At 69.8% G+C, this 15103-nt stretch carries 17 protein-coding genes and 1 tRNA gene; 9 read left to right on the forward strand and 9 right to left on the reverse strand.

Going from position 1 to position 15103, the window contains the following annotated elements:
• Window positions 1-820: 820 nt before the first annotated feature.
• Together EXE46_RS12655 and EXE46_RS12660 are read left to right on the forward strand one after the other, a co-directional pair.
• Window positions 821-1249: a hypothetical protein gene (locus tag EXE46_RS12655; RefSeq protein ID WP_137688752.1), complete on the forward strand. Its 429-nt coding sequence runs from the start codon at window positions 821-823 to the stop codon at window positions 1247-1249.
• 156 nt (window positions 1250-1405) lie between these two features.
• A complete protein-coding gene (locus EXE46_RS12660) occupies window positions 1406-1645 on the forward strand; it encodes a hypothetical protein (protein ID WP_137688753.1) in 240 nt (79 codons plus the stop codon).
• An 88-nt stretch (window positions 1646-1733) separates the two neighbouring features.
• Here the strand turns inward: EXE46_RS12660 and EXE46_RS12665 are convergent, their stop codons facing one another.
• Window positions 1734-2618 carry an NAD(P)-dependent oxidoreductase gene (locus EXE46_RS12665; RefSeq protein WP_137688754.1) on the reverse strand — a complete coding sequence of 295 codons (885 nt, stop codon included), beginning with the start codon at window positions 2616-2618 and terminating at the stop codon, window positions 1734-1736.
• Window positions 2619-2714: 96 nt separating this feature from the next.
• Window positions 2715-2909 carry a heavy-metal-associated domain-containing protein gene (locus EXE46_RS12670; protein WP_137688755.1) on the reverse strand — a complete coding sequence of 65 codons (195 nt, stop codon included), beginning with the start codon at window positions 2907-2909 and terminating at the stop codon, window positions 2715-2717.
• 161 nt (window positions 2910-3070) lie between these two features.
• Between EXE46_RS12670 and EXE46_RS12675 the strand changes: the two genes are divergently transcribed.
• Together EXE46_RS12675 and EXE46_RS12680 are read left to right on the forward strand one after the other, a co-directional pair.
• Window positions 3071-3661 carry an AsnC family transcriptional regulator gene (locus EXE46_RS12675; protein ID WP_137688756.1) on the forward strand — a complete coding sequence of 197 codons (591 nt, stop codon included), beginning with the start codon at window positions 3071-3073 and terminating at the stop codon, window positions 3659-3661.
• Between the two features lie 68 nt (window positions 3662-3729).
• A tRNA-Gln gene (locus EXE46_RS12680) sits at window positions 3730-3842 on the forward strand.
• Between the two features lie 51 nt (window positions 3843-3893).
• Here EXE46_RS12680 and EXE46_RS12685 read toward each other — a convergent pair.
• Together EXE46_RS12685 and EXE46_RS12690 are read right to left on the reverse strand one after the other, a co-directional pair.
• A complete protein-coding gene (locus EXE46_RS12685) occupies window positions 3894-4334 on the reverse strand; it encodes a low molecular weight phosphatase family protein (RefSeq protein ID WP_137688757.1) in 441 nt (146 codons plus the stop codon).
• A 93-nt stretch (window positions 4335-4427) separates the two neighbouring features.
• On the reverse strand, window positions 4428-5093 hold the full coding sequence (locus EXE46_RS12690; protein WP_137688758.1) for a hypothetical protein: 666 nt from the start codon (window positions 5091-5093) through the stop codon (window positions 4428-4430).
• Between the two features lie 98 nt (window positions 5094-5191).
• Between EXE46_RS12690 and EXE46_RS12695 the strand changes: the two genes are divergently transcribed.
• Window positions 5192-5689, forward strand: coding sequence for a hypothetical protein (locus EXE46_RS12695; RefSeq protein ID WP_137688759.1), 498 nt, complete (start codon window positions 5192-5194; stop codon window positions 5687-5689).
• A 64-nt stretch (window positions 5690-5753) separates the two neighbouring features.
• Here EXE46_RS12695 and EXE46_RS12700 read toward each other — a convergent pair whose 3' ends face one another.
• The 4 genes from EXE46_RS12700 to EXE46_RS12715 form a co-directional block, all read right to left on the reverse strand.
• Window positions 5754-6806: a cell division FtsA domain-containing protein gene (locus EXE46_RS12700; RefSeq protein WP_137688760.1), complete on the reverse strand. Its 1053-nt coding sequence runs from the start codon at window positions 6804-6806 to the stop codon at window positions 5754-5756.
• Complete coding sequence (locus EXE46_RS12705) at window positions 6803-7285, reverse strand: FlaD/FlaE family flagellar protein (RefSeq protein WP_137688761.1); 483 nt, start codon at window positions 7283-7285, stop codon at window positions 6803-6805. The genes EXE46_RS12700 and EXE46_RS12705 overlap by 4 nt, the downstream gene beginning before the upstream one ends.
• A gap of 145 nt (window positions 7286-7430) precedes the next feature.
• Window positions 7431-8255 carry a phosphatase PAP2 family protein gene (locus EXE46_RS12710; RefSeq protein WP_137688762.1) on the reverse strand — a complete coding sequence of 275 codons (825 nt, stop codon included), beginning with the start codon at window positions 8253-8255 and terminating at the stop codon, window positions 7431-7433.
• Window positions 8256-8404: 149 nt separating this feature from the next.
• Entirely contained in the window at window positions 8405-8923 is a 519-nt protein-coding gene (locus EXE46_RS12715; protein WP_137688763.1) for a zinc ribbon domain-containing protein, read from the reverse strand.
• 147 nt (window positions 8924-9070) lie between these two features.
• Here EXE46_RS12715 and EXE46_RS12720 point away from each other — a divergent pair, with 147 nt between their 5' ends.
• From EXE46_RS12720 to EXE46_RS12735, 4 genes are all read left to right on the forward strand, one after another.
• Complete coding sequence (locus EXE46_RS12720) at window positions 9071-9991, forward strand: pantoate kinase (protein ID WP_137688764.1); 921 nt, start codon at window positions 9071-9073, stop codon at window positions 9989-9991.
• Window positions 9992-10023: 32 nt separating this feature from the next.
• Window positions 10024-10833 carry a DICT sensory domain-containing protein gene (locus EXE46_RS12725; RefSeq protein ID WP_137688765.1) on the forward strand — a complete coding sequence of 270 codons (810 nt, stop codon included), beginning with the start codon at window positions 10024-10026 and terminating at the stop codon, window positions 10831-10833.
• Between the two features lie 591 nt (window positions 10834-11424).
• On the forward strand, window positions 11425-12819 hold the full coding sequence (locus EXE46_RS12730; RefSeq protein WP_137688766.1) for a signal recognition particle protein Srp54: 1395 nt from the start codon (window positions 11425-11427) through the stop codon (window positions 12817-12819).
• Between the two features lie 480 nt (window positions 12820-13299).
• The gene (locus tag EXE46_RS12735) at window positions 13300-14532 is read left to right on the forward strand and encodes an MFS transporter (protein ID WP_137688767.1); all 1233 of its coding nucleotides are present in this window, start codon (window positions 13300-13302) and stop codon (window positions 14530-14532) included.
• 37 nt (window positions 14533-14569) lie between these two features.
• Here EXE46_RS12735 and EXE46_RS12740 read toward each other — a convergent pair whose 3' ends face one another.
• Complete coding sequence (locus EXE46_RS12740) at window positions 14570-14989, reverse strand: DUF2237 family protein (protein ID WP_137688768.1); 420 nt, start codon at window positions 14987-14989, stop codon at window positions 14570-14572.
• Window positions 14990-15103: the final 114 nt, after the last annotated feature.

Raw genomic sequence — 15103 nt, forward strand, 5'->3', positions numbered from 1 at the left:
CTTTTGAGCCAGCGACGCGGCTTGCTTAACGAAGCGGAAGAGTAGTTTGGACACATTCGGCTCTTCCGCTTCGCTTCCACCTTTACAGCGACGCTATCCCGCCGCCTTCTGCGGATTCAACAGAGCAGAGCATTGTGACTGCGAATACTGAGTTTAGGTGTGTTACTCCGCGTATCGCCACGCGCTCGGATCGTTTCAATCCACATACGCTCTTACGTACTTCGCGAAATAATCAATTGCTTATGTGTCAGTAGCTATAAACGAAATAGTATGCGATACGTCGAACAGTGAAGTTGAAACCCCGACGGGTCCGCGGAACGCGGCTCATGGCCCGCCGAACCGATCGGAGTCGTCCTCTGGGCGCTCGCGCTCGCCTCCGTTCTCGTCGTCGGGACGTTTCTCGATCCCGCCGAGATCGGTTCCTCGTGGCGGGTCGCCGTTTTGACCAGTCTCCGGGCGTTCGCCGGCGTATTCGTGTCCTTCGCTGTCTTTCCCATCGTTCGGAAGGTGGGGTTCTTACCAACGGGGTAACGAGGAGTCGGGTCCATCGCGGTCTTTGATTCCTGCTTTCGATCCCGACGCCACGCCAAACCCCCTTCGCCGCGTCTCGCTCTCGTTTATTATTGCGAACACTCGTGACGCGACTGAGAGCATCGGCGGTGCCGGCCACCGGCCTTCGGCTCGAAACTCCTGATTCGCGGTGACACACCCCTTCTCGATTACTACCCCGTAGTTCAGCGGTGGTTTTATTACAGATTAATTGAATATTCTATTTCACATGAGACAACTAGTAACACAGCTGTTCCGCACGTACGGCGTATTGGCGGTTATCGTCGCGGGATTCACCGCGCTGTGGGCGCTCGGCGTCATCGACGTGGCCGTTCCGATCGTCGGATACGCTTGGTTCGCTGTCGCCGCGATCGGAACGGTCGTCGCCGTCGGAATGACCACTCGGAAAGACGATGTCGTCGAGGCCGACGCGAGCACCGAACGTGTCGAGGAGTTCGAAGAGGCCACAGTCACTGGTCTCCCACTGAATCTCTACGTCGGCGCGCTCGCCGCGTGGGCGGCTGTCTCGTTCGGCTGGGTCCTCGGCGGTATGAGTGCCGCCGGACTCGAGGTGGTCGGCTACGGATGGCTCGCGATCGCCGCGTACGGAGCCATCGTCGGCATCGGACTTGCGAGAAACCATAACGACGAACTCGCGACTGCCGTGAACCCCTCGGAAACGCTCGACACCGACTCCTGACGCTTTCCACGGCATATGCCGTTCAGGAAGCGGTCACAGCGATAGAGCAGTCACAGATTCGCGATCACGCCGCGGGCCTGTTTGCTCACCCACCAAATTCTCTCGACTGATATCTCGTGGAATGGGCTTATTCCTCGGTAGGGCGGATCGACAGTCATGAACGTTCACACCGGGGCAGTCGATACGAGTGTCGGGTTCGGAACCGTCGTGTTGCTCATCGGGGCCGCCCTCTGGGTGCTCCAGTTTTCCTTCGGCGTCTTTGCCAGCTGGGGGTGGGCTCTCATCGTGGGCAGCGCGTGGACGGTTCTCGGTGTCCTGCTGTTGTTCCCCGACGTCCGGCTGTACACGGGGGCCCAGTCACCAGCCGAGGCATACCACAACGCAACCGACGATTGACGAGCGACACATCGGTCTCACACCTGTATCTCCAGCGGATCTTCTCTACAAAGTATGCTTCCGTAGGTCGCTCACGTGACCCTGATGGTTACCTCTCGTCGCTTGCGGGGGCATCTCGCCACGAGTGCGCCGGCTCCCAGCCGAGCAGCCGCTCCGCCTTCGAGCAGTCGAAGACCGACTCGTCGCCGTCGAGGTCGCACTCGGGGAGAAGCTCGCCGTGAACCGCTTCGATCGTCGCGGCGGTGTCGCGGCCGAGGAAGTTCTCCGCGGCGACGATCAGGACGGCCTCGTGGCCGTCGACCTCGGTCTCCGGGTCGATCGCGGCCTCGATCGCCGCGACGACGTCGCGCACGTCGACGGACGACCAGCAGTTGCCGCTCGGCTCGGCGGTCGCGGGGTCGAACGTCTCGCGCGCCTCGCGCCGCCGCTCGTCGCCCGGGAACGTGACCCACGAGAGCCGCAGCGAGACGGCGCTGACGCCGTGTTTCCGCGCGGCGCTCGCGACGATCTCCTCGCCGACGACCTTCGAGAGGCCGTACGGGTCCTCCGGCTCGGTCGGCGTCGCCTCGTCGATCGGGAGGCGATCGGGGAGCCAGTCGTCGGCGGCGAAGACGGTGCCGTAGCAGCTCTCGCTCGACGCCCACGCGATCCGCGCCCCCGCGGCGCCGGCGGCGTCGAAGACGTTGTACGCGCTCTCGACGTTGTTCGCGAACACCCGCGAGCCGGCGTGGTCCTCGGGGTGCGGGATCGCGGCGAGGTGGACGACGGCGTCCGGCGCGGCGGCGTCGATCACCTGCCGCGTCTCGCCGTAGTCCGTGAGGTCCGCCGCTCGGTAGTCGACGTCGTCGCGGCGCTCGTCGGTCGGCGGCGCCTCGCGGTCGACGGCGACCACCTCGCGACCCGCGTCGGCGAACGCGTCGACCGTCCACGCGCCGACGCCGCCCGCGCTGCCGGTGACCAGTACGGTGTCCATGTCACGGCGAGCGCACACTGCTAAAAAGGCACGGCGATCCGGGGTCGCGCGACGGGATGTGAGCCCCGTCCGGGCGTCCGGTTCGCAGCCGTCCGTCTAAGCCGACGCCTCGTAGCCGGCGTCCTCGATCGCGGCCACGACGGCGTCGACGTCCACGTCGCCCTCGACGGTCGCGGTGCCCGCCTCGTGGTCCGCGCTGGCCGACTCGACGCCGGGAAGTTCGCCGAGCGCGTCGGTCACGTTGTCCTCGCAGCCGGTACACGACATCCCCTCGACGTCTATCGTCGTCATACGCGCCCGTTGGCGCCGCGGGCACAACTGCCTTTCCGTCGCCCCCGAGGCCGACCGCCTTTCGGGCCGCTGCTGCCCGTTCGATCCGCTCGGATGCCCTAACCACCCGGCCGCTCGATCCGCCCGGACGGCTTTTGTCCGCGCCCGGCGAACGCCCGGACATGCGCACGCTCGACGAGACGGACCGGGAGATCATCCGGCTGTTGCTGGCCGACGCGAGACGTCCCTACAGCGACATCGCCGAGCGCGTCGACCTGTCTGCGCCCGCCGTGTCCGACCGCGTCGACCGGCTCCGCGAGGTGGGCGTCATCGAAGGGTTCACGCTCCGGATCGACGGCGACGCACTCTCCGACGGGCTCAGGGTCCTCGCGACGCTCGCCGTCGCGCCCGCGGACGCCGAGCACGTCCACGCGGCGGTCGCGGGTCACGAGCGCGTCGAACACGCGTTCCTCACCGCAGACGGCGAGGTGACGGTCGTCGCGCGCGTCGAGGAGGGGACCGCCCGCGATCTCGTCGACGACGCGGTCGGGCTCGACGCGGTGACCGAGCTGTCGGTGCGGCCGCTCGACGCCCACGAGTGGTCGCCCGCGGTCGGCGACGCGGACCTCGCGGTCGACTGCGTCGAGTGCGGAAACACCGTCACCGCCGAGGGGGAGTCGGCCCGGATCGACGGCACGCTGTACCACTTCTGTTGCGACTCCTGTCTGGAGAACTTCGAAGGGCGGTACGACCGGATCGAGGAGGGCGCCTAGCCGGGGACGGCACTCGACGCGTCGGAGAGAGTAACGTACTTGAGTGCCCGCCGGTTAGCCGCACTCGCAGTCCCGTGGTGTAGTGGCCAATCATAATGGCCTTTGGAGGGAATTCGACCGCCACACGCGGTCGGACGCCCGAAGTCAGCCATTGACGGCGGTTCGAATCCGCCCGGGACTACTTCTTCGCCGATTCGCCTCGCGAGTCTCTGGTCCGTCGTTCGCGAGCCGCCTACGCCCCGTCGAAGAACTCGTCGAAGAGGTCGACGACCCGTCCCGCGATCTCGTCGCGGATCTCGCGGACGCGCTCGACGTCCTGCCCGTGTGGATCGTCCAAGGCCCAGTCGCGACCCTCGACGCCGTCGGCGAGCGTCAGCGTCGAACATCCCATGGTGGCGACGACGTCGCACGCGTCGAGCTCCGCGGTCGAGACCTCTCGGGGGACGCGGTCGGCGAGGTCGATATTCACTTCGCGCATCGCTTCGACGACCTCGGGGTGAACCTCGTCGGCCGGGTGCGTCCCGCCGGTGACGATCTCGACGCGGTCGTCGAGGCCGCGCTCCCGACGCTCCCGCTCGGCGAAGGCGGCCGACATCTGGCTGCGGCCGGCGTTCTGAACGCAGACGAACCCGAACGTCACGACCCCGCCGCTCTCGCGGTTCTCGTCGCTCATACCCGAGCGTTCCGACGCGCCGGCATAACGGTTCCTAAGAGAGGTATATAGGACTCTGTACGGCGCGGCGGCGACCCGACGACCCGCGACCGCTCACTCCAGCACGACGGAGAACCCCCACGTCGCCGACGACTCCAGCTCGTCGTCGTCCCCGACGATCGCGATCCGCGTCTCGAAGCGGTACTCGCCGACCGGGAGACAGGCGTCCTCGCCGGGGGTCGCGTACAGGTCGACGAGGCGGTCGCTGGACGCGCCGGCGTCGAGCTCGAACGTGCGGTACTCCTCTGTCGTCGCGATCGCGTCGGTGAGCCGCCAGCAGTCGGGTTCGGCGGGGTACGACCCGTCCGCGGGGAGCAGCACGAGCGCGCCGGTCCGGTCGGTCACGTACTCGAAGTGCGCGGCCCGCCCCTCCCCCGTCCTGACGCGCTCGTCGCTCGCGTTCGCGAGCGTCACGCGGAGCCGGGGCGGGTGCTCGCTCGTCGCGGCCTCCCGGACGACCTCGACCGCCGGTTCGATCGCGATCGCGGGGTCGTCGTCGACGGCGACGATCGAGACGCCCGGGCCGCCGGTGCCCTCGGGGCGCGTGCCGCCCGCGTCGCCGCCTCCGCCCCCGTCGGACCCCGGCAAGTCGTCGCCTCCGTCACCGTCGTCGCTCTCGTCGCCGCCCGGACCGCCGGACGCACACCCCGCGAGGAACGCCAGCCCGCCGACGCCCGCGGCGCCGACCCCGCGGAGGTAGCCCCGTCGCGTCGGTGTCATAGGTCCGACAGCACCGGCGTCGGCATAGCCTTGTTTGCGCCGACACCTCCCGGCCGTTCACCTATGTCATTTTTTACCATGCGGATCGTGGACGATTCATGGACATCAGCCAGTACCGGGACGCGGTGGCGGCGAACCATCGCGAACACGGGTTCGAGACGGTGGAAGGCGGGGAAGACGGGTTCGACCGCGTGTGGGCGATCCGCGAGGCGGACGACACGCTCGGCGACATGGCCGTGCTGGCGACGCTCGTCGAGGTAGACGGGACGGACGGGATGGACGCGGCGGGACTCGTCGAGGTCGCGTCGTCGTTCCGCGACGTGCTCGCGGACCGGATCGACGCCCGGCCCGAACGCGCGGACGGCGGCGAGTCGCAGACCCCGATCGGCTACGTGACGTTCGCGGTCGACGACCCGGACGCGTCGCTGCTCGACGCGATGTCCGGCTTCACCGTCGCGAAGCGGCGCACCAACGTCTTCCCGCTGGTGTACGACACGGCGGCGGAGCGACTCCACCGCCACGAGGTGCCGCGACTGAAGGGCCGCGGCATCTACCGCCGGCAGGCGGACGACGCCGAGCGGCTCTTCGACGTGTAGGCGATCGACGACCGACCGCCGGGCGTCTCGATGTCAATAAGAAATCAGCCCGCTCGCGCGCCGCTCAGACGAGTCGCTCGGCGATGCGCGCCGCGCCGTCGGCGGCCGCGGTCGCGGGGTCCTCGGGCGAGACGACCTCGACGTCGCGGTCGAGCGCCTCGCTGAGTCGCTTCCCGAACTCCTCGGTGAGCCCGGGGATACACGCCATGCCGCCGGTGACGGCGAGGGGGCGCCCGAGCGCGAGCTGGTAGGGCTTCATGTGGTCGTTCGCGAGTTCGGGGAGGAACTCGTTGGCGACGGCGTCGACCGCCTCGTCGATGTAGCGGTCGATCGGCTCCTGAACACCGCGGTCGACGGTGAACTCGTGGCTCCCGCCGCCCGGCTGCTGGACCACGTCGGTGAACGGCTCGAAGTCGTACACGTCGCCGTGCTGCTCTTTGTACTCCCGCGCCGTCGTCCGGTCGATGTGGACCCGTCCCTGGGTCTCCTCCTCGACGGCGGCGACGATCCGGCGGTCGACCTCGTTGCCCGTCACCGAGCCGGTCGAGAACGGCGAGAGCTGCTCGCCGCGCCGGTAGGCGCACGCCTCCATCGTCGTCGAGCCGAGGTTCACCGAGACGAACACCTCGTCGATCGCGTCGAGGTTGTCGCCGTAGGCGGGGATCGCGCCGCAGAGCGACTCGGGGTAGCTCCGGGTCTCGACCTCGCCGATCGACGAGCCCTCGATCACTGACTTGAGGTTCTCGACGCCCGCCTCGTTGTCGATGGTCGGCACCGCGTAGACGACCGCGCTGTCCTCGGGCACGTCGTGGGCGTCCACGACGGCCTCGAAGAAGCGCTCCGCGTCCGCGACGCTGTCGTCGTCCTCGGGGAGGCCCGAGCGCAGCATGAAGCGCACGCGGTCGGGGTACTCCACCGCGGCCTCCTCGCCGAACAGCACCTTCTCTTCGCCGGTGATCGCGTCCTCGTAGGTGGCGAGACAGGTCAGCACCGAGTGGCGCTCGCGACCGCCCCGACCGTCGGGGATGTCGAGCACCGTTCGGGTGCTGCCCAGTTTCACGCCGACCGCTGCCGATTCGTCCGTGTCGTTGATGTCCGTGGATTCGTCGTCGCTCATTGGTCACTCGCACACGAAGCGATCCGGACGATGGAGACGAGGCTGATCCGGTGATCCGCGGGGGTGAACACTCGGTCGCGCGTCGGGGCGTCGAACCCCTCTAACCGGCGCGAAAGCGCCGCGACCGCGTCGTCGCCGACCCAGTCGAGCTCGCCGTAGTAGGACAGCGCGTCCCGGCTCCGCACGTGGCCGCCGACGTCGACGAGGTAGCCGAGCCACTCGCCGATCTCGCGTTCCGCCGCGGGCGACGCCGGGATCGCCGCCAGATACGGTCGATCCCCGCTGTCGCCGTTCAACCGCGCACCACGCTGACGCTGGAGCAGCTCCGTGAACGCGGCCGAGCGCGCCGCCTGCTCGGCTCTGTTCCGGTTCGGCCGCCGGAGCGCCCGCTCCCGAGGCGCTCCGTCCGCACCGTCTCGCGGGGCGTCCGCGATCCGGCGCAGCTCCCGTACGTCGTATCGTCGTGGATTCAGACTCATGTTTCCGTCCGTCGTTCGCGTCCGTACCCGAACCGTCTCGGCGGGGTTATATGATAGTTGGCTCTCAGTTATCAGCGGTGAGAAACTACGGGCGACGGAACGGCGCGACCGTCCCGAGTGCCGATCCGACGCGTGCGGGCCGCGCTCAGTCGACCAGTCGGTTCGCGACCGCGACGCTCCCGGCGGCGAGAACGCCGCCGGCGACGACGTCGGTGACCCAGTGGATCCCGAGGAACACGGTGGCGACGACGATGCTGCCGGCGAGGAACGCGGCCACGGGCGTCCATCGCGGGAACTCCTCGTGCGTCGAGACGGCCGCGAGCACCACCGTCACCGACAGCGCGGTGTGAAGCGAGGGGAAGACGTTCGTGGCGGCGTTCACCTGCGAGGTGAGCTGCGTCACGCCGCCGAACCAGTCGAGGAGCAGCGGCTCGACGGTCGCCGCGCTCGGGTCAGCGCCCGCGACGGTCGGGTAGTTTCGCGGGCCGTACGCGACGATCCCGGCGTAACAGGCGATCGCGACGGCGTAGTTGACCGCGTACGCCGCGACCAGCCGCTTCAGCGGGCGGAGGCGCTCGGCAACGGCGTACGCCGCGAGCGGAAACGCGAGCAGCACGACGTAGCCGACGACGTACATCGGGCCGAAGTAGTACACCGCCCAGCGCGGGACCGCGTCCTGTATCGCGGCCACGAGGTCCCCCTCCACCGCGTAGATGGCGGTCGTCGCGCGGTAGCCGTACTCGAAGGAGAACGCCTCGATGCGGCGGATGAACCCCTTGTTGACGGCGAGGACGAGCGCAAGCCCGCCGACGTACGGCGCGATCCCGACCGCGCGCTCGCGAAGCAGATCTTTGTCGGCGAGGACGCTCCGGATCCGGTCGACACCCACGCAGACCGGCAGCAGCGCCGCGAACGCCGCGATCGAACCGCCGAAAACGCCGACCAGTCCGAGCGGGACTCCCCCGGTCATCGGCGAGGGCTCACCGTCATCAGTCAGAAGAAGGGTAGACCCGGAGGCGCTTTACTCCCCCGATATCGGCGGATCGGGCGTCCGTTGTCACGGCCGCCGTCCGCGCTGTTGCGGTCGTCTTCCACGCTGTCGCGGCCGTCTCCCGTGCCTCACTCTGCGTCCGTCTCGGCCCACGGGAGGGGCTCGGTACACCAGTGACAGAAGTCGAGGTCGGCGTCGGTCTCCTTGCCGCAGTTGGGGCAGGTCACCTCCAGCGACTCGTCGCCGTCGTCGGTCACGGAGGCGGCCGGCGGGGTTCCGCCGTTTCCAGCTCCCTCGTCGCCCTCCGCGTTCGCGGCTTGCCGCCGTATCGCCTCGGCGGCGGCGTCGACGCGGTCCCGATTCGCGGCGTCCGCCCGTCCGACGAGGTACGCGTCGAGCGCCGACAGCGCCGACAGCAGGACGATCGGGAGCGTCACGTCGGTCGGGACCGCGGCCGTGACGGCCGCGGGGCCGGCGAAGGGGTCGACGGGCTCGACGTCGTACAGCGCGAACAGCGCGACGCCGCCGCCGACGATCGTCAGGTGCCACAGCAGCGCCCGCCCCCACCGACGGAGGGAGAGGTGACCGAGCCCCGGGAAAACCAGCGCGAGCACGGCGGCGAGGACGGGGCGCAACTGGTTTCGCATACGGTCCGGCTTCGGTCGGCCCGTATTTAGGCCTGCGGTGTCGCGACGAACGGCCGCGGCCGGGCCGTCGGACGCCGTCGCGCTCCCGCCGTCGGCTGCCCGTCCCGGATAACAACCGTTAATCGCGGCCCGCTCGTCGCCCGGCACATGAGCAGCCAGCGGGCGACCGCGTTCGTCCCGGGTCACGTCACCGCCTTCTTCAGCGCGTACCCGGCCGACGACCCGACGGCCGCCGGGTCGCGGGGCGCGGGCCTGACGCTCACCGACGGCGTGACCGTGCGGGTGTCGGCGCCCGACGAGAGCGGCGGCGGGACGGTCGGCGCGGGCGGCGACGCGAACGGTTCCCGCACTGTCGACGGCGAGACCGGATCGATCGGCGCGGTCGACGACGTCCTCGCGGACCTGAACGCCGCGGGTGCGGACGTCGCGGTCGAGACCGACCTCCCGATCGGCGCCGGCTTCGGCGTCTCCGGCGCCGCGGCGCTGGGCGCCGCGCTCGCCGCGAACGAGGCGTTCGACCGCGGGCGCTCCGAGAACGAGCTCGTCCGGCTCGCCCACGCCGCGGAGGTCGGTCGCGGGACCGGCCTCGGCGACGTCGTCGCGCAGGCGCGCGGGGGAGTCCCGGTCCGGCTCGAACCGGGCGCGCCGGGGACCGGCGAACTCGACGGCGTCCCGGCGACCGCGCGCGTCGAGTACGTCACCTTCGGTGAGCTGTCGACCGAGGCGGTGTTGGGGGGCGACACCGCCGCCCTCACGGCGGCGGGCGAGGACGCGCTCGACCGACTCCGCGCCGACCCCCGTCTCCCGACGCTGATGGACGCGGCCCGCGGCTTCGCCCGCGAGGCGGACCTCCTCGTCCCGGAGGTCGCCGAGGCGATCGAGGCGGTCGACGCGGCCGGCGGCGAGCGGACGGACAGAGGGACGGACGGCCGCGGCGCCGCCATGGCGATGCTCGGCCGCACCGTCTTCGCGCTCGGGACCGGGCTCTCCGACGCGGGCTACGATCCCGAGGTCTGTCGGATCGACGCCGCGGGGGCCCGGCTCGTCGCCAGTCGGGACGGGGAGTAAGGATTTTGTCTCGGTCGGCCGGAAACACGGACATGGCCGAATCGCTCCGCTCGTTCTTCGACGAGCTCGAAACGCGGGACCGGCACCTCGTCCTCCTGAACCGGTCGTCGCCGGATCCGGTCCGGGGACTGCTCGACTCGCTACTCGACGGCCAGCCCGTCTCCGTCAGTGAGGTCGACGCCGACTCAACGGCGGACGACGCCGACTCGACGGCGGCCGACGCCGACTCGACGGCGGCCGACGACGTGGTCGCGCTCGTCGAAGACGGCGCCGTGATCGCGCGGTCGCCCCTCGACGAGCTGCTCGAATCGGTGCTGCTCATCAACTCCGACCTGTACAAGACCGGCGGGATCGAGCTCGGAGACGTCGCCCTGCCGGCCGTCTTCGAGGGGCTCGACGAGGTCCCGTTTCGGGTCCGCGGCTACCCCGCCTCGAACAAGGAGAAGCTCCTCCTCATAGTCATCTCCCGCGTGATAGAGCGGATCGCGGCGGAACACGGGGCCGGCACGCTGCGCGCCTCCTTCCAGCGGCTCTCGCGGATCGATGACGAGCGCGGCACCCGGTCGGTGTACGAGCGAGTCGCTGGGAGCGGCGTCGACGTCCACGTGTACGGCGTCGGTGACGCGGACTCGCTGTCGAGACTCCCCGTAACCGTCCACACCGGGACCTCATACCCGTATCGTCGGTCGTGGTTCGTCGTGTTCACGCCGCCGGAGGGAGCCGACGGCGACCACGTCGCGCTGCTCGCGCTCGAAGACGAGCCGAACGTCTGGGACGGATTCTGGACGTTCCGCCCGGAGCTCGTGACGCGGATCGAGCGACACATCGCCGAGGAGGTCTGAGGCGGGCGGACCGTGGAGGCTCGTCGGTTCGAGGCGCCGAGCTTTGGTTTATAATCATCTCGCGGTGGCGCGTGCCGACGAGCGTCCGAAGGGCGCGAGTCGCACACGCGAGGGAGTACGGTGGTCCGGAGCGAAGCGGAGGACCACCGACGAGGCTGGGGAGGCGTGAGGTGCGGTCGCGGTGCGTTCCCGCGAGCGAAGCGAGCGGGAGCACGGAAGTCGCAGCCCGCGCAGCGAAGCGAGCAGGACCGTCTTCCGGAGGAGTGGGACTCGAAGGGGCAGTCGTGAGGGCGGCGCAGGCGAAGCAAGCACCGCAACGAGGGAGCGAACGAAGTGAGCGACCGAGTGAGGAGCACGGCGAGCGTGCGCCGCCCTCACGACTGGGGCTTTGGCGGTTGTCGTCGTCGATCTGTGGCCTCTCGCGTACGGCCAAGCAGCTGGGCTTTGGAGGTCTTCTCTGTCGATCTACAGTCGACCATTTATAACCGACCCGCGGTGCCGACGAACGTACTCCCCGCTGACCACGCTCGAAACGTATCCGCGCCCGCCGACGAACAAAGCTTTACCGCGTCGCCCGCCTAGCTCCGGCAAATGGTACTCGACGACCTCGGTACGTCCCTGCGGAGCAGCCTCGACAAGCTCCAGGGCAAGACCACGCTCTCCGAGAGCGACGTCGAGGAGATCGTCAAGGAGATCCAGCGCTCCCTCCTCTCGGCCGACGTCGACGTCTCTCTCGTGATGGAGCTGTCGGACTCGATCAAGACCCGGGCGCTCGACGAGGAGCCGCCGGGGGGCACGACCGCGCGCGACCACGTCCTCAAGATCGTCTACGAGGAGATGGTCGAGCTGGTCGGCGACTCCACGCAGCTCCCCCTCGAAAACCAGACGATCCTCCTCGCCGGGCTCCAGGGCTCGGGGAAGACGACCTCCGCGGCGAAGATGGCGTGGTGGTTCTCGAAGAAGGGGCTCCGCCCCGCGGTGATCCAGACCGACACCTTCCGGCCCGGCGCGTACGATCAGGCGAAGCAGATGTGCGAGCGCGCCGAGGTCGACTTCTACGGGAACCCCGACAACGACGACCCGGTCGACATCGCCCGGACCGGCCTCGAAGAGACGGCCGACGCCGACGTCCACATCGTCGACACGGCGGGGCGGCACGCGCTCGAAGACGACCTGATCGCGGAGATAGAGGAGATCGAGGGCGTCGTCGACCCCGACCGCTCGCTGCTCGTCTTGGACGCCGCGATCGGGCAGGGGGCGAAAGAGCAGGCCCGCCAGTTCGAGGAGTCGATCGGCATCGAGGGCGTCGTGATCACCAAGCTCGACGGGACCGCGAAGGGCGGGGGCGCGCTCACCGCGGTCAACGAGACCGACTCCTCCATCGCCTTCCTCGGCACGGGCGAGACGGTCCAAGACATCGAGCGGTTCGAGCCCTCCGGCTTCATCTCGCGGCTGCTCGGGATGGGCGACCTCAAGCAGCTCTCCGAGCGCGTCGAGCGCGCGATGCAGGAGACCCAGGAGGAGGACGGCGACTGGGACCCCGAGGACATGCTGAAGGGTGAGTTCACCCTGAAGGACATGAAGCGACAGATGGACGCGATGAACAAGATGGGGCCGCTCGACCAGGTGATGGACATGATTCCGGGGCTCGGCGGCGGGATGATGGACGAGCTTCCGGACGACGCGATGGACGTCACCCAAGACCGGATGCGCCGCTTCGAGCGCATCATGGACTCGATGACCGAAGAGGAGCTGGAGAACCCCCGCGTCGTCGGCCAGTCGCGCACGGAGCGGATCGCCCGCGGCTCCGGCACCGACGAGGAGACGGTCCGGCAGCTCTTAGAGCAGCACTCGATGATGGAGGAGACGATCGGCCAGTTCCAGGGGATGGGAGAGGGCGACATGCAGCGCATGATGAAGAAGATGGGCGGCGAGGGCGGCGGTCTCGGCGACATGATGGGCGGCGGCAAGGGCCCGTTCAACTAACGTATCGTCCGAGCACCGATCGTTCTCACTTATAAATAGCTGACCGCGGAGCGACAGCGAACACCGCCGAAGCCCCAGTCGCGAGGCGGGCGTACACTCGCTGCGGTCCTCGCTCGGTCGTTTCACTCTCTCGCTGTGGTCCTTGCGTCGTCTACGCCCGCCTCGCGACTGCCCCTTCGAGTCCCACTCCTCCGGAAGACGGTCCTGCTCGCTTCGCTGCGCGGGCTGCGACTTCCGTGCTCCCGCTCGCTTCGCTCGCGGGAACGCACCGCGACCGCACCTCACGCCTCCCCAACCTCGTCGCTGGCGGCCATCGCTCCGCTCCGGCCGCCAGCGACTCCCTCGCGCGTGCGGCTCGCGGCCTGTCGGCCGCTCGCAGGCACGCGCCACCGCGGTGTTAGTCGTGGCGATATCGATCGCTACCGGCAGCCGCCCAGCGCTTCAGGCACTTTATACGGATGACCGGGCTACGCTCCGGCGATGAACCGGGACCGGATCGGCGAGTACGACGCCCTGGTCCTCGTCTCGCTCGTCTGGTTCCTCGGGAAGTTCGTCCGCTACCTCTTCCCGCCGCTGTTCGAGTCGATACAGGGCGCCTACGGCGTGAGCAACGCCACCGTCGGGACCGCGTTCACCGGCTTCATGGTCGTGTACGCCCTCCTCCAGTTCCCGAGCGGCGCGGTCGCGGACCGGCTCGGGCCGGTGCGGGTGATCGTCGCGGGCGCGCTCGTCGCCGGCGCGGGGTCGCTCGCGATCGTCTTCGACGCGCCGTTCGCCGCGCTGGTCGCCGCGATGCTCATCGTCGGCGCGGGCACGGGCGTTCACAAGACCGTCTCGGTGCGGCTGATCGCCCGCGTCTACCCCGCCCGCACCGGGCGGATGCTCGGCGCGCACGACACGCTCGGCGCGATGGGCGGGGTCGCCGCGCCCGCGGTCGTCGTCGCCGTCCTCTCGGCGCCGCCCGCGATCGCGGCCGTCCTCGCGCGGCTCCCCGGGGCCGACTGGCGCGCGCCGTTCCTCCTCACCGGCGTCCTCGCGGTCGGGCTCGCGGTCGCGACCGCGGTCCGGCTCTCCGGCTCGCCCGCGGCGACGGGGGCGACCGACGACGGCGGCGACGACGCGGACCCCGACGCGAGAGAGTACCTCCGGCTGTTCCGGGACCCGCGGTTCTCGGCGTTCGTGCTGGTGACCGTCGGGTTCTCGTTCGCGCACAACGGGCTGGTCGCGTTCCTCCCGCTGTACCTCTCGGAGGCGGCCGGGCTCGCGACGTCGACCGCGAACCTCCTCTACTCCCTCGTGTTCGCGGTGACCTTCGTCCAGCTCGTCACCGGCGATATTTCCGACCGCGTCGGGCGCTTCCCCGTGATGGTCGGCACGCTCGGGCTGGCGGCCGCGGCGCTCGTCGCGCTCGTCTCGCTCCCGGACCTCGGCGCCGGCGCCGTCGCGACCGCGATCGTCGTCGCCGCGTTCGGTCTCGGCTCGCACGGCTTCCAACCCGTGCGCAGCGCCTACCTGATGGAGCTGCTCCCGGAGCGACTGGCGGGCGGGGGCCTCGGCGTCGTCCGCACGCTGCTCATGGGCGCCGGCGCGCTCGCGCCGGGCGCCGTCGGGATCGTCGCCGACGCGGTCGGCTTCCGGCCCGCGTTCGCGCTGCTCGCCGGCTCGATGGGGCTCGCGGCGGTCGTCGCCGGCGGGCTCTGGGTCACGGAGTGAGTGCGGTGCGCCGGACTCCCGCCGGCGCTCGCGGCGCTCAGTCGAGGCTCCCGGGCTCGAACGTCTCCGGGTCGAACTCGTGCTCGCGGAGGCGGTCGGCGTCGACCGCGCGCAGCACGGACTCGTTCGTGGCTTCGAGGACGACCGGCGGGGCGACCCCCGCGTCGGTCGCCTCCAGCCACCGACCGACGCAGAGACACCAGCGGTCGCCCGGCTCCAGTCCGGGGAAGTCGAACTCGGGGCGCGGGGTGATCAGATCGTTGCCGCGCTCGCGGCTGTACCGCAGGAACTCGGCCGTGACGACCGCACAGAGCGTGTGTTCGCCGACGTCGCCGTCGACGTCGCGACAGCGCCCGTCTCGGCGGTAGCCGGTCACCGGGTCGCGACCGCAGGGCGCGAGTTCGCCGCCGAAGACGTTGCGCTCCTCGAGGTCGCCGTCGGAGTCGTCGGTCGACATGGAGCGGGGTTCGGTCGCCGACGGGATAAGCGACCGGCGGCGGCGAGACGGGCACCGCCCGCGCGTCGAACGCGTCGACCGGTCGTCGGGCGTTCGCCCCGCGGTATAAGTGGC

This window comes from Halorubrum sp. GN11_10-6_MGM (genome assembly GCF_005435165.1).
GTDB lineage: Archaea > Halobacteriota > Halobacteria > Halobacteriales > Haloferacaceae > Halorubrum.